Annotated in this window: 22 protein-coding genes; 11 read left to right on the forward strand and 11 right to left on the reverse strand. The window is 68.6% G+C overall.

Features of this window, described 5'->3' with window-relative positions; all coding sequences use genetic code 11:
• Nucleotides 1-375 precede the first annotated feature (375 nt).
• Genes ABIC44_RS18095 through ABIC44_RS18105 form a run of 3 tightly spaced genes read left to right on the forward strand, consistent with a single transcriptional unit; the run spans nt 376 to nt 3,200 of the window.
• Nucleotides 376-1,392 (forward strand): glycosyltransferase family 2 protein, encoded by a 1,017-nt coding sequence (locus ABIC44_RS18095; protein WP_354296818.1) that lies wholly within the window; start codon nt 376-378, stop codon nt 1,390-1,392.
• Complete coding sequence (locus ABIC44_RS18100; protein WP_354296819.1) at nt 1,389-2,867, forward strand: oligosaccharide flippase family protein; 1,479 nt, start codon at nt 1,389-1,391, stop codon at nt 2,865-2,867. Before ABIC44_RS18095 ends, ABIC44_RS18100 begins: the two co-directional genes overlap by 4 nt.
• A gap of 54 nt (nt 2,868-2,921) precedes the next feature.
• Nucleotides 2,922-3,200, forward strand: a complete 279-nt coding sequence (locus tag ABIC44_RS18105; protein ID WP_354296820.1) for a hypothetical protein — start codon at nt 2,922-2,924, stop codon at nt 3,198-3,200.
• 82 nt (nt 3,201-3,282) lie between these two features.
• Here ABIC44_RS18105 and ABIC44_RS18110 read toward each other — a convergent pair whose 3' ends face one another.
• The 5 genes from ABIC44_RS18110 to ABIC44_RS18130 all read right to left on the reverse strand — a co-directional run bounded on the left by ABIC44_RS18110 (nt 3,283) and on the right by ABIC44_RS18130 (nt 8,425).
• Nucleotides 3,283-4,104: a DUF4167 domain-containing protein gene (locus ABIC44_RS18110; RefSeq protein ID WP_354296821.1), complete on the reverse strand. Its 822-nt coding sequence runs from the start codon at nt 4,102-4,104 to the stop codon at nt 3,283-3,285.
• 284 nt (nt 4,105-4,388) lie between these two features.
• The gene (prmC, locus tag ABIC44_RS18115; protein WP_354296822.1) at nt 4,389-5,201 is read right to left on the reverse strand and encodes a peptide chain release factor N(5)-glutamine methyltransferase; all 813 of its coding nucleotides are present in this window, start codon (nt 5,199-5,201) and stop codon (nt 4,389-4,391) included.
• 201 nt (nt 5,202-5,402) lie between these two features.
• Nucleotides 5,403-6,476, reverse strand: a complete 1,074-nt coding sequence (gene prfA, locus ABIC44_RS18120) for a peptide chain release factor 1 (RefSeq protein ID WP_354296823.1) — start codon at nt 6,474-6,476, stop codon at nt 5,403-5,405.
• Nucleotides 6,473-7,795, reverse strand: coding sequence for a histidine--tRNA ligase (gene hisS / locus ABIC44_RS18125; protein WP_354296824.1), 1,323 nt, complete (start codon nt 7,793-7,795; stop codon nt 6,473-6,475). Before hisS ends, prfA begins: the two co-directional genes overlap by 4 nt.
• A 48-nt stretch (nt 7,796-7,843) precedes the next feature.
• Nucleotides 7,844-8,425, reverse strand: coding sequence for a cysteine hydrolase family protein (locus tag ABIC44_RS18130; RefSeq protein ID WP_354296825.1), 582 nt, complete (start codon nt 8,423-8,425; stop codon nt 7,844-7,846).
• A 132-nt stretch (nt 8,426-8,557) separates the two neighbouring features.
• On the opposite strand from ABIC44_RS18130, the gene ABIC44_RS18135 reads away from it, so the two are divergent.
• The 4 genes from ABIC44_RS18135 (at nt 8,558) to ppa (ending at nt 13,247) form a co-directional block, all read left to right on the forward strand.
• Nucleotides 8,558-9,718 (forward strand): alpha/beta hydrolase, encoded by a 1,161-nt coding sequence (locus tag ABIC44_RS18135; RefSeq protein WP_354296826.1) that lies wholly within the window; start codon nt 8,558-8,560, stop codon nt 9,716-9,718.
• 171 nt (nt 9,719-9,889) lie between these two features.
• Nucleotides 9,890-10,549 (forward strand): DUF1345 domain-containing protein, encoded by a 660-nt coding sequence (locus ABIC44_RS18140; protein ID WP_354296827.1) that lies wholly within the window; start codon nt 9,890-9,892, stop codon nt 10,547-10,549.
• A 79-nt stretch (nt 10,550-10,628) separates the two neighbouring features.
• The gene (locus tag ABIC44_RS18145; RefSeq protein WP_354296828.1) at nt 10,629-12,569 is read left to right on the forward strand and encodes a M61 family metallopeptidase; all 1,941 of its coding nucleotides are present in this window, start codon (nt 10,629-10,631) and stop codon (nt 12,567-12,569) included.
• 99 nt (nt 12,570-12,668) lie between these two features.
• A complete protein-coding gene (gene ppa / locus ABIC44_RS18150; protein ID WP_307101436.1) occupies nt 12,669-13,247 on the forward strand; it encodes an inorganic diphosphatase in 579 nt (192 codons plus the stop codon).
• A gap of 288 nt (nt 13,248-13,535) precedes the next feature.
• On the opposite strand, the gene ABIC44_RS18155 is transcribed toward ppa, so the two are convergent.
• Nucleotides 13,536-14,015 (reverse strand): GNAT family N-acetyltransferase, encoded by a 480-nt coding sequence (locus ABIC44_RS18155; protein WP_354296829.1) that lies wholly within the window; start codon nt 14,013-14,015, stop codon nt 13,536-13,538.
• Nucleotides 14,012-14,905, reverse strand: a complete 894-nt coding sequence (locus tag ABIC44_RS18160; RefSeq protein WP_354296830.1) for a DMT family transporter — start codon at nt 14,903-14,905, stop codon at nt 14,012-14,014. Before ABIC44_RS18160 ends, ABIC44_RS18155 begins: the two co-directional genes overlap by 4 nt.
• A gap of 163 nt (nt 14,906-15,068) precedes the next feature.
• On the opposite strand from ABIC44_RS18160, the gene ABIC44_RS18165 reads away from it, so the two are divergent.
• Nucleotides 15,069-15,839 carry a transporter gene (locus ABIC44_RS18165; protein ID WP_354296831.1) on the forward strand — a complete coding sequence of 257 codons (771 nt, stop codon included), beginning with the start codon at nt 15,069-15,071 and terminating at the stop codon, nt 15,837-15,839.
• A 256-nt stretch (nt 15,840-16,095) separates the two neighbouring features.
• On the opposite strand, the gene ABIC44_RS18170 is transcribed toward ABIC44_RS18165, so the two are convergent.
• From ABIC44_RS18170 to ispG, 3 genes are read right to left on the reverse strand one after another with little or no spacing between them, the layout of a single operon-like run.
• Complete coding sequence (locus ABIC44_RS18170; RefSeq protein ID WP_354296832.1) at nt 16,096-16,401, reverse strand: hypothetical protein; 306 nt, start codon at nt 16,399-16,401, stop codon at nt 16,096-16,098.
• A gap of 4 nt (nt 16,402-16,405) precedes the next feature.
• A complete protein-coding gene (locus tag ABIC44_RS18175; RefSeq protein ID WP_354296833.1) occupies nt 16,406-16,813 on the reverse strand; it encodes an NUDIX hydrolase in 408 nt (135 codons plus the stop codon).
• A 55-nt stretch (nt 16,814-16,868) separates the two neighbouring features.
• The gene (gene ispG / locus ABIC44_RS18180) at nt 16,869-17,996 is read right to left on the reverse strand and encodes a flavodoxin-dependent (E)-4-hydroxy-3-methylbut-2-enyl-diphosphate synthase (RefSeq protein WP_307101448.1); all 1,128 of its coding nucleotides are present in this window, start codon (nt 17,994-17,996) and stop codon (nt 16,869-16,871) included.
• A 64-nt stretch (nt 17,997-18,060) separates the two neighbouring features.
• Here ispG and ABIC44_RS18185 point away from each other — a divergent pair, with 64 nt between their 5' ends.
• The 3 genes from ABIC44_RS18185 to ABIC44_RS18195 are packed head-to-tail and all read left to right on the forward strand — an operon-like array spanning nt 18,061 to nt 21,074.
• A complete protein-coding gene (locus tag ABIC44_RS18185) occupies nt 18,061-19,227 on the forward strand; it encodes an acyltransferase family protein (RefSeq protein WP_354296834.1) in 1,167 nt (388 codons plus the stop codon).
• Between the two features lie 49 nt (nt 19,228-19,276).
• Nucleotides 19,277-20,203, forward strand: coding sequence for an isoaspartyl peptidase/L-asparaginase family protein (locus ABIC44_RS18190; RefSeq protein ID WP_354296835.1), 927 nt, complete (start codon nt 19,277-19,279; stop codon nt 20,201-20,203).
• 10 nt (nt 20,204-20,213) lie between these two features.
• Nucleotides 20,214-21,074, forward strand: a complete 861-nt coding sequence (locus tag ABIC44_RS18195) for a S1/P1 nuclease (RefSeq protein ID WP_354296836.1) — start codon at nt 20,214-20,216, stop codon at nt 21,072-21,074.
• Between the two features lie 277 nt (nt 21,075-21,351).
• On the opposite strand, the gene pal is transcribed toward ABIC44_RS18195, so the two are convergent.
• Nucleotides 21,352-21,876 (reverse strand): peptidoglycan-associated lipoprotein Pal, encoded by a 525-nt coding sequence (pal, locus tag ABIC44_RS18200; RefSeq protein WP_307101455.1) that lies wholly within the window; start codon nt 21,874-21,876, stop codon nt 21,352-21,354.
• Between the last annotated feature and the right edge of the window lie 16 nt (nt 21,877-21,892).

A 21,892-nucleotide genomic window follows, 5' to 3' on the forward strand; every position in this document is an offset into this window, starting at 1 on the left:
TGAATGCCCAGGACAACCGCCAAGCCGCCGCCCGCATGTCCCTTCATCTAACCTACAATGTCAAAGAGCCGACAACAAATACCGGCAACACTCCATCAACCCCGTTCCCAGGGCCTCAAGTGCGCCGATCTGTCGTGACTGCATCGGTCAACCCCGTGGGCCACCGCTGCGGTGAAACCCCTCTAGGCGGAGGCCGGGATTCGGTCAACACAAAAAGTGACACTTTTCTGCAAAATTTGCCGAAAGGCCGCTTTTCCAGTCCGTTAACGCCGCTAAAACAGCGTCACGCGGCGGAACCCCCGGTCGTGGCCCGATTTCACGAGGCTCTGAAGCCATTCTTTAGCCATCGTGTCCCTACAGACCGAGTCAACGATCATGACGCCGCCCCGTATCACCGTCGCTCTCAGCGTACATAACAACGCCGCCTATCTGGCCGAGGCGCTGGACAGCATCCTCGCGCAGAGTTTCGGCGATTTCGAGCTGGTGATCGTGAATGACGGGTCGAGCGACGCCTCCCCGGCGATCATCGACGCCTATGCCGCACGGGATGCGCGGATCCGGGCGGTGCACCGGCCCAATTCCGGGCTGATCGCCAGCCTCAATCACATTCTGGAATTGGCGCGGGGCGAATATGTCGCGCGCATGGACGGCGACGACGTCGCGCTGCCCGAGCGTTTTGCCCGGCAGGTCGCCTTTCTCGATGCGCATCCCGATCATGGCGTCGTCGGCACCCGCGTCCTGCGGATCACCGAGACCGGCGAGCCCAAGCGCGGCGCGGCGATCGATCATCCCCTTTCCGCCGAATCGGTGACGGCGGCCCTGGAATCGGGGCCGCTTCTTTGCCACCCCTCGGTCATGATGCGTCGCGACCTGTTGCGGGCCGTGGGTGGCTATCGCCCGGCCTATCGCCATTGCGAGGATTACGACCTCTGGCTGCGGCTGGCCGAGCGGACGCGCATGGCCAATCTGCCCGATCGCCTGCTCCTCTATCGCTATTCGGGGACCCAGGTGTCCAATCGCCATGTCCTGGTGCAGCATTATGGCGCCGCCGTCGCGCGGCAGGTGCGGATCGAGCGGCTGGCCGGGCGGCCCGATCCCTCCGACGGCTGGCAGGAATTGCCGCCGATCGAGGCGCTGGACGCCGCCTTTGGTCGAGACGGCGTGGCGCGGGCGGTGCGCAGCGAGGTGGTTACCGGCATCCTGTTCGATCCCCCTTCGCTGGCGGGCGCCGGGCTGCCGGTGATCGTCGCGCATCTGGCGGATACGCACGGGCATCCGACCGAACGGGTGCCGGGCCTGTGGCGCGCGGTGGCGCGGCTGGCGCGGACCGGGCGGCCGCTGGCGGCGGTGCGGCTGGCCCGCGCGCTGGCCCGCGACAGGATCCGCCGATGAGCGGGTCGTCGATCCGGGGCGCCGCGCTCTGGTCGATCGGGGCGCAATATATCGCCTTTGCGATTCAGTTCGTCGTCAGCGTCCTGATCTCGCGCTTCTTCCTGTCGCCGCCCGAAATGGGGCTTTATTCAATCGCGCTGTCGGCCGCGATGATGGTGTCGGTGGTGCAGGATTTCGGCATCAGCCGGTTCGTCGCAGGCGAACGCAACCTGACCGATGCCCAGGTGGAGACGTGCTTTTCGGTCTCGCTGATCTTCGCACTGGGGATCGGGCTGCTGATCCTGGTGCTCGCCTGGCCGCTTGCGCAATTCTACGACAATGCGCGGCTGACCCCGTTGCTGGCGATCATCGCCGGTTCCTATCTGGTCGTCCCCTTCGGCATCGTGCCCAGCGCCATGTTGCAGCGGCGCATGGACTATCACTCGCTGTTCCTGGTCAATGTCGGCGCGGCGATCGTCAATGCGGGCTTTTCGCTGGGGCTGGCCTGGGCGGGCTATTCGGCCTTTTCGCTCGCCTGGGCCGCCGTCGCGCAGCAAGCCACGCGCGCGCTGATCGGCCAGTGGCGCTCGGGCCTTCGTCCGCCCTTTCCGCCCCGGCTGAAGGGCGTCGGGCCGATCCTGCGCTTCGGGTCGAACAGCTCGCTGCTGCATATCAGCGGGGGGATCGGGATGCGCAGCCCCGATCTGGTGATCGGCCGTGTCCTGACCCTGACCGCGGTCGGCCTGTTCGGTCGCGCCTCCAGCCTGGCCGCACAGTTGCAGATGCTGGTCAGCGGCGCGGTCGACGGCGTCTTCTATCCCGCCTTTGCCCGCCTGCGCGATTCGGGCGCCGATCTGGCCGCGCCCTATCAGCGGGTGGTCGCCGCCTATAGCGCGGTAACCTGGCCCGCCATGGCGTTCCTGGCCGCCGCCGCGACGCCGATCGTGCTGATGCTCTATGGCCCGCGCTGGGCGGGGGTGGCGCCGCTCCTGGTGTGGATCGCGATCGGGCAAATCTTCATGGCGGCGCTGCCGTTGCATATCGAGCTGCCCATCGTGCTCGGACGGATTCGCAAGCTGGTGGTGTTCAACATGCTCGATACCGCCGCGTCGATCGGGCTGCTGCTCCTGGGCGCGATGGCGGGGCTGGAGGCGGCGGCGGCCTCGCGCGTCGGCTATGGCATCGCCTGGTTCCTGATCTATGTCGGGCTGATGCGGCGGCTGACCGGCTTTGCCTGGCGCGCGATGCTGGTCATCTATGCGCAGAGCCTGGTCGGCGCGCTGGCCACCATCGTCCCGCTGCTGGCGCTGTACCATTGGGTTGCGGCGCCCGAGGCGATGGGGCTGGGCCTGCTGGGGCTGGCGGCGGTGGCGGGGGTGCTGGCGTGGCTGGCGGTGGTCTATGCGCTGCGGCATCCGATTCGGCTGGAGATCAACGCCATTGCCGGCGGCGTCCTGGCACGGTTGCCGGTGCGGCGGTCCGGGCTGGGCGTCTGACCGACGCGCCGGACGCGGCTTGTCCGGACGCGGCGCTGCACCCATAGTCGGGCCATGGCCCCTCCCCCATCCGGTCTGGACGATCCCGAACAGGCGGCCTTCGCCTGGGCGCGGTTCCGCGCGATCATGGCATGGATGACGCTGGCCGCCGCCGTGGCGGTCTGCTTCGCGCTGGTCGTGCTGGCGGAGGTCTATGGTCCGCTCAACCCCGTCACCATGCTGGGGGTGGTCGGTGGGATCGGCGGCATGGTGATGCTGACCGGCGCGTTGATGGGACTGGTCTTCCTCAGCTCGGGCACCGGGCATGACGAGGAGGTCGACCGGCGCGATTGAGCGACCCGCGCCCGCCATTCCATGAAAAAGGCCGGCCGTCGCGGGGTGCGACGACCGGCCTTTTCGTTCCGTCCGGGCGGTATCAGCCCGCCGCGGCTTCCGGCTCGACCGGAGCGGCGGCGCGGACGCGGCGACGGCGGGGCTTTTCCTCGACGGGAGCCTCGCTGTCAGCCACCGGGCTCAGCGCGGGCGGCAGGCGATCGGCGTCGAAGCCGGTCGCTTCCGCGCCGTCCTGGGCCTGCGCCTCGACCGGGCGTTCGCGACGCGGGCGACCGCGACGGCGGGGCGCTTCGGCCTCGGCGGTCGGTTCGGCAACCTCGACGCTTGCGGCCACGGCGGGCTGTGCCTCTTCGGCCATCACCGGCTGTTCGGTGCGGGCCGGGCGGCGGTCGTCCCGGCGCGGGCGATCCTCACGGTCGCGCCCCTCACGATCGCGGCTCTCACGGTCACGGCGGGGGCGATCGTCGCGGCTGCGCTCCTCGCGCGGCTGGCGTTCGCGACGCGGCTCCGCCTCACCCTGCATCTCGCCGGGACGGATGGGATCGCCCTCGTCGCCATAATCCTCGTCGCCGCCGTCGAAGCCGTCGTCAAAGCCGTCATCGCGCGATTCCTCGCGCTGGCGACGCTGATTCTGCTCCTCGAAGCGCGAGCGGCTTTCGCTCAACACCCGGAAATAGTGATCGGCGAACTGCCAATAATATTCGGTGTTGACCCGGTCACCCTGACGCTGCGCCTCGGCCGCCAGATTCTTGTACTTTTCGTACAGCTGGTTGGCGTTGCCGCGCGCGCGGTTGTCGATGCGATTGCCATTGTCGGGACGACCGGGATTGCCACCCGGGCGCTGCCCACCATTATTGCCGCCACCACGACCGCGACGGCGGCCGGCCTGCCGATTATTGATCAAGCTGTTCGTCCTTAGTCGTCAAACCAACAAGGTCCACTTTTCCCGGCACCGCGCGCGTCCCGCACGATGCGAAGCTCTGGCGCCCAACGGGCGCTTGCCACGGCCGCCGGACAGCAGCGACTGCATGACGAAGGGTACGGGCATCGGCCCGACATCGACGATGCCCAACCACGTCGTGTCCCGAAAACACGGTGCAAGCCGTCGATGTTCGCGTGCCCCTGTGCGCGCTGTAGCGGGTCGGGGGCCGGTCCTACAAGTGAAATATGGGGCATTGTCGGGAATGTTCAATGCGCCAGCAGCGCGCGCGGGCGGCCGCCCAGATCGCGGTGCAGCGCCACCCGGAATCCCTGCGCTTCCAGAAGCATGGTCACGGCGGGCCCCTGTTCGTGCCCGATCTCGACCACCGCCGCCCCGCCGGGGGCGAGCAGGCGGCGCAGTTCGGGCGCGAGCAGGCGATAGTCGTCCAGCCCCTCGGGCCCCGCGAACAGCGCCGAGCCGGGCTCGTAATCGCGCACCTCGGGCGAGAGGATCTCGTCGGTGCCGATATAGGGCGGATTGGTGACGATGCAGTCGAACGCGCCGGTCAGCGCCGCCGCCCAGTCGCCCCGCACGAACCGCGCGCGATCGGCCAGCCCGCAGGCGGCGGCATTGGCGAGCGCATAGTCCAGCGCCTGCGCGGAGCGATCCACGCCCAGCCCGACCGCGCCCCGCCACTCGTCGAGTAGCGCCAGCAGCAGAGTCCCCGGCCCGGTGCCCAGGTCCAGCACCGTGGCGGGCGGGCGCCCCTTGAAATGGGCCAGCGCCGCGTCGATCAGCGTTTCGCTGTCCACACGCGGCACCAGCGCGCCGGGGCCGACCGCCAGGTCCAGCGTCCAAAAGCCGCGCGTGCCGGTGATATAGGCGATGGGCTCCTGCGCGGCGCGACGCTCGACCAGCGGCCAGAAGCTGTCGGGGACGGCACGGCTCAGATCGAGCAGCAGCGCGTTGCGCTCGATCCCCAGGGCATGGGCGAGCAGCAGTTCCGCATCGAGCCGCGCGGTGGGGGAAAAGGCGAAACGCTCGGCAGCCTGTGCGAGCGCGGTGCGGGCGTCCGTCACGCCGCCGCCTCGCCCCGGCGAATGCCGGGCCCCTGAAGAAATGGGTTCGCGCGGAGGCGCGGAGGCGCGGAGATGTCAGGTACGGGGCAAAGGTACGGCGCTATCCACCGGCGAAGGTGGAAGGCCTGCGGCGCGGCAGGCTGGACCGCTCCGCGTCTCCGCGTCTCCGCGCGAACATCGTCTGTGGCCGCGCTTGCCCCCTCACCCATCGAGCGCGGCGAGCCGTTCGGCCTCATCCTCCGCCAGCAGCGCGCCGACCAGTTCGTCCAGCTCGCCTTCCAGGATTTCGGGCAGGCGGTGGAGCGTCAGGTTGATCCGGTGATCGGTCACGCGCCCTTGCGGGAAATTATAGGTGCGGATCCGCTCCGACCGGTCGCCCGATCCGACCATCGAGCGCCGCGTGCCCGCCCGCTCCGCCGCCAGCCGCTCGCGCTCCGCCTCGTAGAGTCGGGTCCGCAGCACTTTCATCGCCTTGGCGCGGTTCTTGTGCTGCGAGCGTTCGTCCTGCTGGATCACCACCAGCCCGCTCGGGATATGGGTGATGCGGATCGCCGAATCGGTCGTGTTGACATGCTGGCCACCCGCGCCCGACGAGCGATAGATGTCGATGCGCAGATCCTTGTCGTCGATCTGGAGGTCGACCTCCTCCGCCTCGGGCAGCACCGCGACGGTCGCCGCCGAGGTGTGGATGCGCCCGCCCGATTCGGTGACCGGCACGCGCTGGACCCGGTGGACGCCCGATTCGAACTTCAGCTTGGCGAAGACGCCCGCGCCCGCGACCGAGGCGACGACTTCCTTGTACCCACCCGTATCGGGGACCGAGGCGGAGATGACCTCGACCCGCCAGCCCTGCCGCTCGGCATAGCGCTGGTACATGCGGAACAGGTCGCCCGCGAACAGCGCCGCCTCGTCGCCGCCGGTCCCGGCGCGGATTTCCAGCATCGCCGCGCGCTCGTCGGCGGCGTCGCGGGGCAGCAGCGCCAGCGCCAGATGGCGATCCGCCTCGGCCAGCGCGGTGCGGTTGGCGTGGAGTTCGTCCGCCGCCAGCTCGCGCAATTCGTCGTCGCCGTCCTGCGTCATGAAGGTCAGGCTGTCGGCCTCCTGCCGCAACCGCCGCACTTCGGCGGCGGCGTTGGCGACCGGCTCCAGCTCGGCATATTCCTTCGACACCGCGACGAAACGGTCCGAGGGCAGGTCGCCGGTCGCCATCATCGCCTGCAATTCGTCGCGCCGCGCCTCGATCTGCGCGATGCGTTCGGCGGAGATGGTCTTCATGCGATGGTCAGACGCTGCGCCAATGGAGGGAGCGTCTCGCCATGAGCCTCGGCGATCTCGTCCTCGAACAACAGGTCGGACAGGCCCTGCGCCGCCCCGTCGAGCGAGACGGTCGCCTGCTCGCCGGTCTTCAGCGCCTTCACCTGCACCTGGCCGTTCGCCAGCTCGTCATCGCCCAGGATCAGCGCATAGCGCGCGCCCTGGTCGTTCGCCTTGGCCATGCGGCGCTTCATATTGCCGCGAAACGCCATGTCGGTGGCGACGCCCGCGCGGCGCAGCTCGGCGACCAGGCCGGTCGCGCGCAGCTCCGCCGCCGCGCCCATCGGCACGACGACCGCGTCGATGACGGGCTTGGCGGGCTCGTCGAGCAGCATCGCCAGCCGCTCGACCCCCGCCGCCCAGCCCACACCAGCCGTGGCGGGACCGCCCAGCGACTCGATCAGCCCGTCATAACGGCCACCCGCCAGCACGGTGCCCTGCGAGCCCAGCCGGTCGGTCACGAACTCGAAGGCGGTGTGGCGGTAATAATCGAGCCCGCGCACCAGCCGCGCGTTGCGCGTCCAGGCCACGCCCGCCGCGTCCAGCCCCGCCGTCACCGCCTCGAAGAAGGCGCGCGCCTCGGGCGTCAGATAGGCGTCGATATCGGGCGCGGCATCGGCGATCGGCCGGTCGCGCGGGTCCTTCGAATCGAGGATGCGCAGCGGATTCTTTTCCAGCCGAACCAGGCTGTCCTCGGACAGCTGGTCGCGGTGCGCCTCGAAATGCGCGACCAGCGCGTCGCGCCAGGCATCGCGCGTCGCGGCATCGCCCAGCGTGTTGAGCTGAAGCGTCACGCCCTCGGCGATGCCCAAGTCGCGCAGCAGCTGGTCGGCCATCACCAGCAACTCGACATCCGCCGCCGGTTCGGCCGCGCCGAGGATTTCGGCGTCGATCTGGTGGAACTGGCGATACCGCCCCTTTTGCGGGCGCTCATAGCGGAACACCGGGCCCGAAGTGACGAGCTTGAGCGGCGCATATTGCTGCCACCCCTCGGTCAGATAGGCGCGCGCGATCCCCGCGGTGAATTCGGGGCGCAGCGTCAGCAGGTCGCCGCCGCGATCGGGGAAGGTGTACATCTCCTTCGACACGACATCGGTCGTCTCGCCGATCGAACGGGCGAAGACCTGCGTATCCTCGAACACCGGCAGGTCGAGCCGCTGGAAGGCGTAGAGGCCATGGACATGCTCGAAGGTGGCCAGCACCTCCGCGAAGCGGCGCTGCTCGTCGCCGAAGATGTCCTGCGTGCCGCGCACGCGCTTGGGGGTTTCGATCCGTGCCATAGAGGTGGCGCTATCTAAGGTAGCGAAGCCCCGCGCGCTAGAGTGCGATCACGCCCCCGGGGATAGCCAGTCGGCCAGCGCCAGTTCGTCGGTCGGCCGGGTCTCGGCGCACATGCTGTGCCGCATGATCTCCAGCGCCCAGCGGCGATGCGCGTCGCTCTCGCTCGCCACCGCGTCGCCCGGCACCCACAGGTCGTACTCGCGCATATGCGCGTCGGCGGCGGTGAACAGCACGCAGATGTCGGCGGCCACCCCGGTCAGGATGACGCGCGTGCCCCCCAGTTGCGGCAGCAGGACGGGCAGATTGGTCGCGTAGAAACCCGAAAATTGCGGCTTCACCACGAAATAGTCGCGGTCGCGCGGCCGGAGCGCGGCGATCAGCGCGCGGCCCGGACTGTCCTCCCGGTCGCAATGCGCGATGATCGAGGAGCGTTCGGAATGCCAATGGCCGAAATTGTCGTTGACGTAGATCACCGGCACCCCGGCCTCGTCCGCCGCATCGCGCAGCGCCACGATCCGCTGCGCCGCCGCCTCGGCCGGTTCGCGCAAATCCTCGCCGCCCTCGAAATCGAGATCGTTGATCATGTCGATGACGATCAGCGCGGCGGCATGGGGGGCGGAGTCGAGCATGGCGCATCATGTCATTCCCGGCCAGGTATATCGTTGATACAGCTAAACTTTTGCATTTCCCGCGCCAGAGCATCCCTCAGGCAGGGTGAAACGGCATTTGACGCCGGATCCGGCGTCCGCCTAGCATCGGCCATGCTCGCCCTGTCGCTGGGGCTTGCCGCCGCCGTTCAAGCGCCGCTCGGCTCGGTTCAGTCCCCACCGGAGATGTTCAGCCGTGTCCCGGCCTGCCGCGATGCCGGTTCTCCTATCACCGAACCCTGCGCGCTTCTCCTGTCCGTGTCCCCGGCGGAAGCGGTGACCCGGCTGGGCACGGAGTCGCGGCGCTGGTGGGTCCAGGGCGACCGCCTGACCATGATCGCACGCCCCGATGTCGAGCGCTGGGCGATGCTGTGCTGCTCGGTTCAGGCCCCACTCGTGCCGATCCCCGGCACTGCGCTGGCTGGCGTCACGGTGCGGGTGCCCCGGATGGACGAGGCGATCTTGAGTGTCGCGACCTTTCCCGCCAAGGACGAGCATCGCGAGGTGCGACGCGGGCCGCTTGCTCCGCCCGCTCCGGAACGGACTGCCCCGCCAGCCGAACGCTTGATCCACCATATGGTAGCCTCGCGCTGGCTGGGCGAAATGCGCAGGCTGACCATCTATCTCCCACCCGTCAGCGGCCAAGCCCGCCGACTGCCGGTCTTTTATCTGGCCGACAATCTGGCCGAGAAATTCGCAGCCCAGTTTGAAGCGGATGTGCGCGCCCATCGCAGCCCACCCGCCATTCTGGTCGGCATCGACGCGGCTACGCCCCGCCAGGCCGGTTGCACCGGTATGGCATGCGACCGGCGTGGGCCGGAATATAAGATAGACTTCAATTCAGACGGCGATACGCCGACCTCGGCCTTTGGCAGGCATCTGCGCTTCGTGACCCAGGAAGTCATTCCGCTCATCGAGAAGGATTACCCCGCCTCTCGTCGGGCCAGCGACAGGATCATCGGGGGATCGTCTAACGGCGCGCATTGGGCACTGGCGGCAGCCGGGCTGCATCCGGAATTGTTCGGCAAGGTCCTGGCGCTGTCATCCAGCGGACAGGCGGCCAAGGCGCTGGGCGCGAAGCTGGGCCGGACGCGGTTGTTTGGAGCAGCCGGCCTGTTCGAGCCGGACTATCTTCTCAACACGCATGACGCGGTGGAGGCCGCTCGATCCGCCGGGGCGACCACGCGATTCGACACGCTGGTCGCGGGGCATGACCAACTGGCCTGGGACGTGGCGTTCGCACGCGGCGCGCCGTGGCTGCTGGACCGCCCCTGATCCAGCGCCCCACCGACCAGGCTTGGCTCGGGACCGGATGGCGAGGATTCCATTCTGTGCGGCATTAAGGCGGCTTTTGAAGCGCCAGCCTAAGCCGGGGCGTCGAAAGGCCCGTTTCTGTTGATCGCGCGCCATAGCCAAGTCCGCTCGGACGGGCGTACATCGTGATCCATGACCATCACACGCTGGCAAAGGCTGCAACGTCGTATCGGGGACCGGATCGCACCGCCGCGATTCGTGCTGTTCGGGTTCGTCCTGATCGTGGCGGCGGCGCTGCTGATTCCGCCGCTGGGTCTGACGCGGGGCGTGCTGGCCGGGTTCGATGCCGCCGCGATCCTGTTCATCGGGTCGCTGGTCGCGCTGCTGAAACAGGGACAGGCGGCCACGATGCGCCGCCGCGCCGCACGCAACGACGCCAATCGCGCGGTGCTGCTGGTGTTTTGCGGGATCGTGCTGTTCGTCGTCCTGGTCGCGGTCGGCGGCGAGTTGCGCGGGCGGAGCAGCCTCGTCACCATCGCGCTGGTCGTGGCCACGCTGATCCTGGCCTGGCTGTTCTCGAACATCGTCTATGCGCTGCATTATGCGCATCTCTTCTACAGCGCGGGCGACAAGGGCGATGCGGGCGGCCTGCAATTCCCCGACACCGCCGAGCCGGATTACTGGGATTTCCTGTATTTTTCGGTGACGCTGGGCATGACCTTCCAGACCAGCGACGTGTCGATCGCCTCGCGCCGGATGCGCCGCGTGGTGACGGGCCAGTGCCTGGCGGCGTTCATCTTCAACCTCGGCGTCATCGCCTTCACGGTCAACGTGCTGGGCGGCGGGAGCTGAGCCGGGCAAAAGGGTCTGGACGACTGGCCTATCGGGTGCCTAACCTGCCGGTGTCTCTCTTCGCCGCAAAAGGCTCTCCATGATCCGTACCGCGTTTCGTTCGATTGTCGTCGCCTCGCTGCTCGCCTCGGCCGCTGCCGCCCCGCTCTACGTGGCGAACGCCCAGGTGCCGCCGGGCAATTCCGCGCCCGCCGCGCAGGCCCCGTTCGTCAACACCATCCCCGACGCGGTCGACACCCCCTATCCGGGCACGATCAAGCTGGTGGTCGACGCCACCGACACCGAGCGCGGCATCTTCCGCGTGAAGGAGACGATCCCGGTCGCCAAGGCGGGGCCGATGGCGCTGCTCTTCCCGAAATGGCTGCCCGGCGCGCATTCCCCGCGCGGCGAGATCGAGAAGCTGGCGGGCCTGGTCATCCGCGCCAACGGGCAGATCCTGCCCTGGACCCGCGACCCGGTCGACGTCTTCGCCTTCCATATCGACGTGCCCGCGGGCGCGGCGCAGCTCGACCTGGAGTTCCAGTTCCTGTCGGCGACCAAGCCCGACCAGGGCCGCGTCGCGGTCACCCCGACGATGATCTCGCTGCAACCCAATTCGGTCAGCCTCTATCCGGCGGGCTATTATACCCGCCAGATCCCGATCCAGATGACCGCCACCTTCCCGACCGGCTGGACCGCCGCGGGCGCGGTGCCGTCCAAGGCGTCGGGTTCGACCTACACCTATGACACGACCAATTACGAGATCCTGGTCGATTCGCCGGTGCTGGCGGGCAAATATGGCAAGGTCTTCCCGCTGACCCCGCGCGTCAACCTGAACGTCTTCGCCGACAACGCCGCCGAACTGGCCGCCAAGCCCGACCAGATCGAGGCGCACCGGCGGCTGGTCGAACAGGCGGTCAAGACCTTCGGCGCGGAGCATTACGACCATTATGAATTCCTGCTGTCGATCAGCGACCAGCTGGGCGGCATCGGGCTGGAGCATCACCGCTCATCCGAAAATGGCGTGACGCCGGGCTATTTCACCGAGTGGAATGCCGGGCCGGGCCGCCGCAACCTGTTGCCGCACGAATTCACCCATAGCTGGGACGGCAAGTTCCGGCGCGGCGCGGACCTGTGGACCCCCGATTATCGCGCGCCGATGCGCGACTCGCTGCTGTGGGTCTATGAGGGGCAGACCCAGTTCTGGGGCTATGTCCTCCAGGCCCGGTCGGGCATGGTCTCGAAGCAGGATACGCTGGACCAGTACGCCTCGATCCTCGCCATCTACGACACCGCGCCCGCGCGCCAGTGGCGCAATCTGGTCGACACCACCAACGACCCGATCATCTCGGCGCGCAAGCCCAAGGGCTGGACCAGCTGGCAGCGGTCGGAGGATTATTACAACGAAGGGCTGATGGTCTGGATGGAGGTCGATGCGATGCTCCGCCAGAAGTCGAACGGCACCAAGTCGATCGACGATTTCGCCAAGGCCTTTTTCGGCATCCGCAACGGCGATTGGGGCGAGGTGACCTACACCTTCGACGATGTGGCGGCCACGCTGAACAAGATCGTCCCCTATGACTGGGCCGATTTCCTGCGCCGCCGCATCACCGAGACGGGCCAGCCCGCCCCGATCCAGGGCTTTGCGATGAACGGCTACAAGCTGGTCTATACGCCCGAGCCCACCGCGACCTTCAAGCAGGGCGAGAAAAACAGCACCAATGTCAGCTACTCGCTGGGCATGATCGTGTCGAACAGCGGCGAAGTGACCAGCTCGATTTGGGACAGTCCGGCGTTCAAGGCGGGCATCGATGTCGGCACGCAAATCCAGGCGGTGAACGGCGAGAGCTATTCGGGCGATCGCCTGAAGGCCGCGATCCTGGCCGCCAAGGATCCGGCCAAGCCGGTCAAGTTGGTGATAAAGAACCAGGATGTCTTCCGCGACGTCACGCTCGCCTATACCGGCGGTCCGCGTTATCCGCGTCTGGAAAAGGTCGGCACCGGCGAAACCGGGCTCGATCGTCTTCTGAAGGCGCGCTGAGGACATCTATCGACAGGGCATGGCGGGTTGCGCTATCGCGCCCGCCATTGTTTTTGCACCGGAACTTGTATCCGGCCCCCTGGCAGAGAAAGACTGACCATGCGTATCGACCTCATTCCCGTCGGCAAGAGCCCGCCCGATGACCTCAATGTCGTGATCGAGGTGCCCACCGGCGGCGAGCCCGTGAAGTACGAGTTCGACAAGGCGAGCGGCGCCCTGTTCGTCGACCGCATCCTGCACACGCCGATGCGCTATCCGGCCAATTACGGCTTCGTGCCGCACACCCTGTCGCCGGACGGCGATCCGCTCGACGCGCTGGTCGTGTCGCGCTCGCCCTTCATCCCGGGCTGCGTCGTGCGCGCGCGTCCGATCGCGGTGCTGAACCTGGAAGACGAGGCCGGCGGCGACGAGAAGCTGGTCTGCGTGCCGGTCGACTCGACCTTCCCCTATTACTCGAATGTCGGCGGTCGCGACGACCTGCCCGAGATCGTGTTCCAGCAGATCGAGCACTTCTTCACCCATTACAAGGATCTGGAGAAGAAGAAGTGGGTGCGCATCGGCACCTGGGGCGACCGCGACGAAGCGCGCCGCATCACCCTGGAAGCGATCGAGCGTTACGAGGCCGCCAAGGCCAAGGGCGAAGAGCCGCACGACCACGACGTGCCCGGCCGCGAATAATCCCTTTTCGGATTTCGGTTTGAAGGACGCCCCGGTGCCACCCGCACCGGGGCGTTTTTTATCGTCGGCGGGTGAGGCCGGGACTTGGGAACGGCGTTCCGCTTCCCCTCCTCCGTTCACGCTGAGCGAAGTCGAAGCGCACGCACCATCCGCGCGGCTTGGCGACGGCAATCCCTTGGCCTTCGACTTCGCTCAGGCCGAACGGAGCGGAGAGGGTGCGGCGGGCAGGAAGATGGTTCGCGCGGAGCCCGAGACGACATAGCGAGGCGCGCCTCCGCGCGAACCCGATCACCGCCCCGCCAGCCGCTCCAGCGCCTCGCCCGACACGCGCTGCACCGTCCATTCCGCCATCGGCTGCGCGCCCATCGCGCGGTAGAATTCGACCGCGGGCGTGTTCCAGTCGAGCACCGACCATTCGAACCGCGCCCAGCCCCGATCGCGCGCGATGCCCGCCAGATGGACCAGCAGCGCCTTGCCCACCCCGCCCCCGCGCGCGGTCGGCGTGACGTAGAGGTCCTCCAGATACAGGCCGCGCCGTCCGGTCCAGGTCGAGAAATTGGCGAAGAACAGCGCAAAGCCGATCGCCATGCCGTCGCGCTCGGCGATCACCGCCTCGGCGGCGGGGTGTTCGCCGAACAGCGCCTCCGCCAGCATCGGCTCGGTGGCGTGGACGGCATCGGGCTCGCGCTCGAACGCCGCCAGTTCGCGCACGAAGCCCAGGATGGTCGCGCTATCGCTGGGCCGGGCGGCCCGGATGGTCGTCGTCATAGTCCCGCCTCGCTCTGCGGCCCCGGTCCGGGCCGCCGCACCGCGACGACGCAGCCCCCGATGATCGCCGCCGCCCCGACCAGCGTGAACGGCGACACGCGCTCGCCGAACACCGCATAGCCGAGCAGCGCGGCCCAGACGAAGGCGGTATATTCGACCGGCGCGAGGATCTGCGCCTCCGCCCGCGCATAGGCCCAGGCGAGCAGCAGCGCCGACAGGCTGCCCAGCGCCGCCGCGATGACGATGGCGGGCCATTGCGCCGTGGCGGGCCAGCCCGAGACGAAGGGTGCGGCGGGCAGCATCAGCACCGCGATCACCAGCATGGTGAACAGCGCGACCTCGACCGGCCCCGCCACCTGCGCCTGCCGCCGCAGCAGCACCAGGCTGACCGCATAGAGGATCGAGGCGGCGAGGATCGCCAGCGAGCCCAGCACCGTCTCGGTCGAGGCCTGCGCCTGCACCTCGCCCGCCGCGATCACCAGCACCCCCACCCCCGCGATCAGCGAGCCCAGGATCGCGGCGCGCCGGATCCGCTCGCCCAGCGTGAAGGCCGCCAGGAACAGCGCGATCAGCGGCGCGAGAAAGGTCAGCGCGATGCTCTGCGCCATCGGCACCCGCGCCAGCCCCCAGAAGAACAGCAATACCGACGCGCCCCCGGTCGCACCGCGCGCGACATGCAGGATCAGCGCCTGCCGCCCCGGCCAGCGCCCGCCCCGCGCCAGGAACAGCGCGCCGGTCAGCACCACCCCGACCCAGGACCGCCACAGCACCGCGCTATAGGCGCCGCTGTCGATCGACAGCCGCTTCATCAGCGTGTCCATCACCGAATAGATGGCGATGCCCAGCGCCGCGGCGCCGAAGGCGATGACGGGGGACGTGCGCGCGCTCATGCCCGTGGCGATAACGGGGACGGCTCCGAAAGGCGAGAGGAGCCGATTGCCGCCCTCACCCCTCCCCCTCCCGCCGCAAGGGTGGGGTGCGCCGAGGATCGGATGAAATCCCACCCCGCATCCGTTGCCCCCGCAAACACCGATGCAAAAAGGGATGACGGGCATGAAGACGGCATGGATGGCAACGGGTCTGGCCATGATGCTGGCGGCACCGGCGGGGGCGCAGGTCACCGCGACGGTCGGGGCGGACTATGCCTCGGGCCGCTATGGCACCGGACAGCGTGTGGATACCGCCAGCACGTCGCTGGGCCTGCGGGCCAAGCGCAAGCGGGTGACGGTGTTCGCCGCGCTGCCGGTGGTGCAGGTGGACGCGCCGGGCAATGTCGTCGCGCCCGGCGGGCCGCTGGGCCTGCCCATCTTCGTCGACCCCACCCGCCCGGCCACGCGCGTCCGGCGCAGCGGGCTGGGCGATGCGGTGGTGGGGGCGTCGGTCCAGCTGGTCGAGCCGCGCCCGCACCATCTGGCGCTGGCCCTGACCGGCAGCGCCAAGCTGCCCACCGCCTCGGCCTCGCGCGGCCTGGGGACGGGCAAGACCGATTATTCGATCGGGGCGGAAGCCGCGGTGCCCGGCAAGGTCACGCCCTTTGCCGCGATCGGCCACAGCTTTGTCGGGCAGCCCGACGGCTATGCCCTGCGCGACGTGACCAGCGCGCGGGGCGGCGTGGCGGTCCGCATGGGCAAGGCGAGCGAGGTCAGCGTCTCGTACAACTATGCCTCGCGCGCCAGCGACCAGAGCGCCGACCGGCAGGAGATCGGCGCGGGGCTGGACACCGCACTGTCGCAGCGCCTGTCGCTGGGCATCCAGGGCAGCGCCGGGGTCAGCCGGGGTGCCCCCGATGCCGGGGCGGGGGTTCGGCTGGGCCTGCGGCTATAGGCCCGATCGATTTCAGGACTGCTTCTTCCCCTCTCCCCTGGACAGGGGAGAGGGTTAGCGGAGCTTGCCAGCCTGCTGGCTAGCGCAGCTTGGGTGAGGGGTTGAGCGAGCCCAAAGGCTCGCGCGCTACGCGCATCCACCCCTCACCCAGCTCCGACTAAGCCTTTGCTTTCGCAAAGACCAAGTCTGCGCAACCCTCTCCCCTCAACGAGGGGCGAGGGACGGAAAGGCATCGCGGAATGGCGATCCGACCTGGTCAGGCGTCGTGCTTGGCCGGATCCGGGTCGGGGCCGAAATATTCGTATCGATAGCGTTTCAGGCCGCGCCGGATACATTCGACGCTGGGCGCAGCCCGGATTTCGGTTTCCTGCGCGGCATCGGTGTAGCGGAAGCGGACATAGGGCAGCCCGCTGCGCGCCGTCTTGAACTCGGTCGGGGTCACGCCGCACCGGGCGGCCAGTCGAGCAAAGGCGCGCTTGGTCAGCAACGGCTTCTCGGTCGTGGTCGTGACGCAACCCGACAGGATCAACGCACCCGCTATCACCGCCACGCCCCGCCGCATGTCATTACCCCCTGCCCGTGCCGCCCCGCCACCATGGCAGGATATGGTCGCGAAGCAACGGTGCCAGCGGCAGGGTTTCGACCGAGCGGCCATCGACCCAGATCGCCTCCTCGATCTCGGCGGCGGGCACCGGGTCATGGTCGATGGTCAGGTGAAAGACCGTGGCGTCGACGCGGTGCCCCGGCTCATTGGCCGCCGCCGCCGAGAATCGCCCGATCGGGCGCAGCGCCGATTCGGCGATCGTCAGCCCGATCTCCTCGTCCAGTTCGCGGATCAGCGCGGCGGCGGCGTCCTCGCCGGGTTCGATCTTACCGCCCGCCTGCATGAACCAGCGGGTGCCCGCCTTGCGCACCAGCAGGATGCGCCCGCTTCCGTCTTCGATCAGGGCGGCGGCGATGCGGAGGACGGTCATGCCCGCATCGTAACGAGACCCATTCCTCCCCCGCAAGGAGAGGAATGGGCCCGGATCATTCCGCCGCGATCGCCGCCTTGGCGACGTCCGCCGCTTCAAGTTCGGCGGCCTTCGCCTCGACCAGCTTGACGATATGGTCGACCATGTCGGCGTCCTCGACCGTATGATCGGTCAGCCCCGACAGATAGACCATGTGCTTGCCATTGCCGCCGCCGGTCACGCCGATATCGGTCTCGCGCGCTTCGCCGGGGCCGTTGACCACGCAGCCCAGCACCGACAGCGACATGGGCGTGCGGATATGCTGGAGCCGTTCCTCCAGCACCTGCACGGTGCGGATCACGTCGAAGCCCTGGCGCGCGCAGGACGGGCAGGACACGACGCGCACGCCGCGATTGCGGATGCCCAGCGCCTTCAGGATCTCGAAGCCGACGCGTACCTCTTCCTCGGGCTCGGCCGAGAGCGAGACGCGGATCGTGTCGCCAATCCCGAACCAGAGGAGCGAACCGATGCCGATCGAGGACTTGACCGTCCCGCCGATCAGTCCGCCCGCCTCGGTGATGCCCAGATGCAGCGGGCAGTCGGTCGCCTCGGCCAGCCCCTGATAGGCCGCCACCGCCAGGAAGACGTCGGACGCCTTCACCGCGACCTTATATTCGTGGAAATCGTGGTCCTGGAGCAGCTTGATATGGTCGAGCGCCGATTCGACCAGCGCCTCGGGACAGGGCTCGCCATATTTTTCGAGCAGGTCCTTCTCCAGGCTACCGGCATTCACGCCGATGCGGATCGCGCAGCCATTGGCCTTGGCCGCGCGGACGACCTCGGCCACGCGCTCGGACGAGCCGATATTGCCCGGATTGATGCGCAGGCAGGCCGCGCCCGCATCGGCGGCTTCCAGCGCGCGCTTATAGTGGAAATGGATGTCGGCGACGATCGGCACGCGCGCCGCCTTGGTGATCTTGGCCAGCGCGGCGGTCGAATCGGTGTCGGGGCAGGAGACGCGGATGATGTCCGCCCCCGCCTCTTCGCAGCGCCGGATCTGGTTGATCGTGGCGACCGGATCGCTGGTCGGCGTGTTGGTCATGGTCTGCACGGTGACGGGGGCGTCGCCGCCCACGGGCACTTGGCCCACCATGATCTGACGGCTTTGGCGGCGGACGATGTCTCGCCAGGGACGAATGGACATGGGCCCTATATACGCGCAAGCGCGTTGCGGTTCAAAGTCAGTGCTGTACCAGACCGGGCAAAGAATGACCGCCGCCGCCCCTATCCCCCGCCATTATGGACTCGACTGGCTGCGCATCGGCGCCTTCGCCATCCTGATCCTCTATCATATCGGCATGGTCTTCGTGCCGTGGGGCTTCCATGTGCAGCTCGCCCGGCTGCCCTGGGTCGCGATCCCGATGCTGGCGAGCAATCCGTGGCGGCTGATGCTGCTGTTCGTCGTATCGGGCTATGCGACCCGCGCACTGGCGGTCCGGCATCCCTCGATCGCCAGCTTCGCACGGGGGCGGAGCATCCGGCTGCTCGTGCCGCTGGCGTTCGGGATCGCGGTGCTGGTGCCGCCGCAGATCTGGGCCGAGCTGGTCAGCAAATATGGCTATCCGGGCTCCTATGCGACCTTCTGGCTGCACGACTGGCTGGGCTTCCGGCTGATCGGCGGGGTGGTGCCGACGCCCGCCTGGAACCATCTGTGGTTCGTCGCCTATCTGTGGGCCTATACCATGGCGGTGGCGATGCTGCTGGCGGTGGGCGGCCGGTTCGGCGGCAGGGCGCAGGCGCTGTTCGACCGGGTGTTCGGCGGATGGGGCGGCGCGGTGCTGCCGGTGCTGTGGCTGTTGCTGGTCGATATCCGCCTGTTCCCCGGCGGGGTGGAGACGCATGGCCTGATCGACGACGGGCTGGCGCATGCCGTCTATTTCCCCGCGCTGCTCTTCGGCTTCGGCATGGCGGGGTCGGAGCGGGTGCTGGGCAGTTTCCGGCGCGGCTGGATCGTCGCGGCGGCCATCGCGCTGGCCAGCTATGCGGTCGCCGCCGCGCTGGAGTGGCGCTGGCCGGGGCTGGCGGGCGCGCCCGCGGGGCTGGGCATCGTCTTTGCGGGCGCACGCGCGGTGCAGGGCTGGATGGCGGTCGTCGCGCTGATCGGGCTGGCCGAGCGTTTCTGGAACCGCGACCATCCGTGGCGCCGCACGCTGACCGAGGCGGTCTTCCCCTTCTATCTGATCCACCAGACGATCATCATCCTCGTCGCGCTGGGCCTGCGCAGGCTGGGCTGGCCGCTGGCGGTCGATGCCGCGATCCTGGTGGCGGCGACGGTGGCGGGCTGCTGGGCCTTTTATCTGGTCGGCCGCAAGCTGCGCTGGCTTCGCCCGCTGATCGGGCTGCGTCCGGGGGATGGCGGGAAAGCGACGATCTGATAGGGGCTCGGGCGCAAAGCCTGTCCCCTTCAAATATCGGAGTTTCCCCATGTCCGCATCCTGGTCGCTGGTCATCCATGGCGGCGCGGGCCGGATCACCCGCGATGTCCTGACCCCCGAACAGGATGCCGGGGCGCGTGCCGGGCTCGACGCCGCGCTGAAGGCCGGGTCGGCGGTACTGGCGGAGGGCGGCAGCGCGCTGGACGCGGTCGAGGCGGCCGTGCGCGTCCTGGAGGACGATCCCCATTTCAACGCCGGGCGCGGCGCCTGCTTCACGCAGCACGGCACCAACGAACTGGACGCCGCGATCATGGACGGACGCGACCGGCGGGCGGGCTCGGTCGCGGGGGTGACGCGGACCCGCAACCCGGTGACGCTGGCGCGCAAGGTCATGGAGGCCAGCCCGCATGTCCTGCTGGCCGGGCAGGGCGCGGACCGATTCGCGGTCGACCAGGGGCTGGAGCAGGTCGACCCCGCCTGGTTCCACACCGACGAGCGCCGCCGCCAGCTCGACGAGCTGCTGTCGCGCGGCGCCGATGCGTTCGACAGCGACATGAAATACGGCACGGTCGGCGCGGTCGCCTGCGACGCCCGGGGCCATGTCGCCGCCGCCACCTCGACCGGCGGGGTGACGGGCAAGCGCTGGGGCCGGATCGGCGATTCGCCGCTGATCGGTGCGGGCACCTATGCCGACGACCGAGCCTGTGCGGTATCGTGCACCGGCTCGGGCGAGGTCTTCATCCGGGTCGGCGTGGGGCATGAGATCGCCGGGCGTCGCCGCTTCACCGGCGAGGGCCTCCAGGCCGCCGCCGACTCGGTGCTGGCCGAGGTGAAGGCGCTGGGCGGCACCGGCGGCACCATCCTGGCCGGGCCCGATGGCGCGATCGCATGGAGCATGACGACCGCAGGCATGTATCGCGGCCGTGCGACGAGTGGCGGCGAACACAGGGTGGCGATCTACGCTGACGAGGGATAAAACCCGCGCCATGAAGCACTTGCGCCTGTTCGTCGCGATGATCGCGGCGTCGTTCCTCACCTCCCCCGCCGCCGCCTATTGGGACTATGGACATCAGACGGTGGCGGCCATCGCCTGGGCCAACATCACGCCGCATGCCCGCGCCGAAATCCGCCGGGTCCTGCGCGCGCAAGGCGAGCTCGACACGCCGAGCTGCCCGGTCCGGACGATCGAGGAGGCCAGCGTCTGGCCCGATTGCGTCAAGCCGCTGAAGGACGAAAACGGCAAGTCGCGCTTCGGCTATGCCTATAGCTGGCATTATCAGAATGTGGACATCTGCCAGCCCTTTCGCCTGCCCCCCGCCTGCGACAGCGGGGACTGCGTATCGGCGCAGATCCCGCGCCAGCTCGCGATCCTGAAGGACAAGCGCGCCAGCGATAAGGACCGGGTGATGGCGCTGGCCTTCCTCGTCCACTTCGTCGGCGACCTGCACCAGCCGCTCCATGCCGGGGACAAGGGCGACAAGGGCGGCAACGACACCCATGTCGATTATGGCGACTATGCGACCGCGCGGCTGAACCTGCATTCGATCTGGGACGGACTGCTCGCCGAGCGAGCGATCTCGACGCCCCCCAAATTGGTCCGCGCCTATCCGGCAGCCGTGCGGCGGCGCGAGGCGGCGGGCGGCGTGATGGCCTGGAGCCGCGAGAACTGGGCGGTCGCCAAGCGCGCTTATGCCGCCGCGATGGGCGGCGATCCCTGCCAGCCGACGCCGGCGCATATGACGATGGATGACGCCGCAATCCGGGCGATGGCCCCGGTCGAGCGCGAGCAGGTGAAGCGGGGCGGGTTGCGGCTGGCGAAGCTGCTGAACCAAGCCTTCAGAGGCTAAGCACCCAATATCCGTTCGCACTGAGCGAAGTCGAAGTGCACGCCCCGGACCTTGCCGAGAACGAGTCCCGTGGCCTTCGACTTCGCTCAGGCTGAACGGAGGTTTTGGGGGTATGGCGCCGACCGCATTCCATTCCTCCCCAAGCTATGCTTGGGGAGGGGGACCGCCGGGCGTCAGCCCGGTGGTGGAGGGGCAAAGACGGACGGGCCAAGCCCCTCCACCACGCCCTTCGGGCGCGGTCCCCCTCCCCATCAGAGATGGGGCGGAATGACGATCGTCAGCTCAGGACCACGGTCACCGCGCGGCGGTTCTGCGCATAGCTCGCCTCGTCCGAGCCGAGCGCGATCGGGCGTTCCTTGCCATAGCTGATGACGTTCATCCGGTCGGGCGAGATGCCGCGCGCCGCCAGATAATTCTTGGCCGCGTTCGCACGACGATCGCCCAGCGCGAGATTATATTCGCGCGTGCCGCGCTCGTCGCAATGCCCCTCGATGGTGATGCGGACATTGGGATAGCGCTGAAGCCAGGCCGCCTGGCTGTCCAGGATCGCGCGCGACTCGGGGTCGATATCATATTGATCGAGCCCGAAGTGAATGGTGTTCGACGTCACCGAGCGCTTGAAGTCGGCGTCCGAGCCGGGGACGATCGCGCCGTCGGTCGGGGTGGTCTGGCCCGCATTGGGGTCGGTCGCCGCATTCTGGTCGACCGGCGCGGGCGGCAGGACGGCGGGCCGCTTCTTGGCGCAACCGGCGATGGCCAGCGCCATCGTGGCGACGAGCAGGGTGGTCTTGATCTTGGTCACTGGACTGTCACTCCCT

Origin of the sequence: Sphingomonas sp. 1185 (assembly GCF_040544655.1) — a bacterium.
GTDB lineage: Bacteria > Pseudomonadota > Alphaproteobacteria > Sphingomonadales > Sphingomonadaceae > Sphingomonas.

Coding starts and splice junctions, on each gene's coding strand:
- ABIC44_RS18140 (WP_354296827.1), top strand. CDS start 9,890: ATGACCATCACACGCTGGCAAAGGCTGCAACGTCGTATCGGGGACCGG.
- ispG (WP_307101448.1), bottom strand. CDS start 17,996: ATGTCCATTCGTCCCTGGCGAGACATCGTCCGCCGCCAAAGCCGTCAG.
- ABIC44_RS18195 (WP_354296836.1), top strand. CDS start 20,214: ATGAAGCACTTGCGCCTGTTCGTCGCGATGATCGCGGCGTCGTTCCTC.
- ABIC44_RS18130 (WP_354296825.1), bottom strand. CDS start 8,425: ATGCTCGACTCCGCCCCCCATGCCGCCGCGCTGATCGTCATCGACATG.
- ABIC44_RS18145 (WP_354296828.1), top strand. CDS start 10,629: ATGATCCGTACCGCGTTTCGTTCGATTGTCGTCGCCTCGCTGCTCGCC.
- ppa (WP_307101436.1), top strand. CDS start 12,669: ATGCGTATCGACCTCATTCCCGTCGGCAAGAGCCCGCCCGATGACCTC.
- ABIC44_RS18105 (WP_354296820.1), top strand. CDS start 2,922: ATGGCCCCTCCCCCATCCGGTCTGGACGATCCCGAACAGGCGGCCTTC.
- ABIC44_RS18170 (WP_354296832.1), bottom strand. CDS start 16,401: ATGCGGCGGGGCGTGGCGGTGATAGCGGGTGCGTTGATCCTGTCGGGT.
- ABIC44_RS18135 (WP_354296826.1), top strand. CDS start 8,558: ATGCTCGCCCTGTCGCTGGGGCTTGCCGCCGCCGTTCAAGCGCCGCTC.
- prfA (WP_354296823.1), bottom strand. CDS start 6,476: ATGAAGACCATCTCCGCCGAACGCATCGCGCAGATCGAGGCGCGGCGC.
- ABIC44_RS18190 (WP_354296835.1), top strand. CDS start 19,277: ATGTCCGCATCCTGGTCGCTGGTCATCCATGGCGGCGCGGGCCGGATC.
- hisS (WP_354296824.1), bottom strand. CDS start 7,795: ATGGCACGGATCGAAACCCCCAAGCGCGTGCGCGGCACGCAGGACATC.
- ABIC44_RS18175 (WP_354296833.1), bottom strand. CDS start 16,813: ATGACCGTCCTCCGCATCGCCGCCGCCCTGATCGAAGACGGAAGCGGG.
- ABIC44_RS18165 (WP_354296831.1), top strand. CDS start 15,069: ATGAAGACGGCATGGATGGCAACGGGTCTGGCCATGATGCTGGCGGCA.
- ABIC44_RS18185 (WP_354296834.1), top strand. CDS start 18,061: ATGACCGCCGCCGCCCCTATCCCCCGCCATTATGGACTCGACTGGCTG.
- ABIC44_RS18100 (WP_354296819.1), top strand. CDS start 1,389: ATGAGCGGGTCGTCGATCCGGGGCGCCGCGCTCTGGTCGATCGGGGCG.
- ABIC44_RS18095 (WP_354296818.1), top strand. CDS start 376: ATGACGCCGCCCCGTATCACCGTCGCTCTCAGCGTACATAACAACGCC.
- ABIC44_RS18155 (WP_354296829.1), bottom strand. CDS start 14,015: ATGACGACGACCATCCGGGCCGCCCGGCCCAGCGATAGCGCGACCATC.
- ABIC44_RS18160 (WP_354296830.1), bottom strand. CDS start 14,905: ATGAGCGCGCGCACGTCCCCCGTCATCGCCTTCGGCGCCGCGGCGCTG.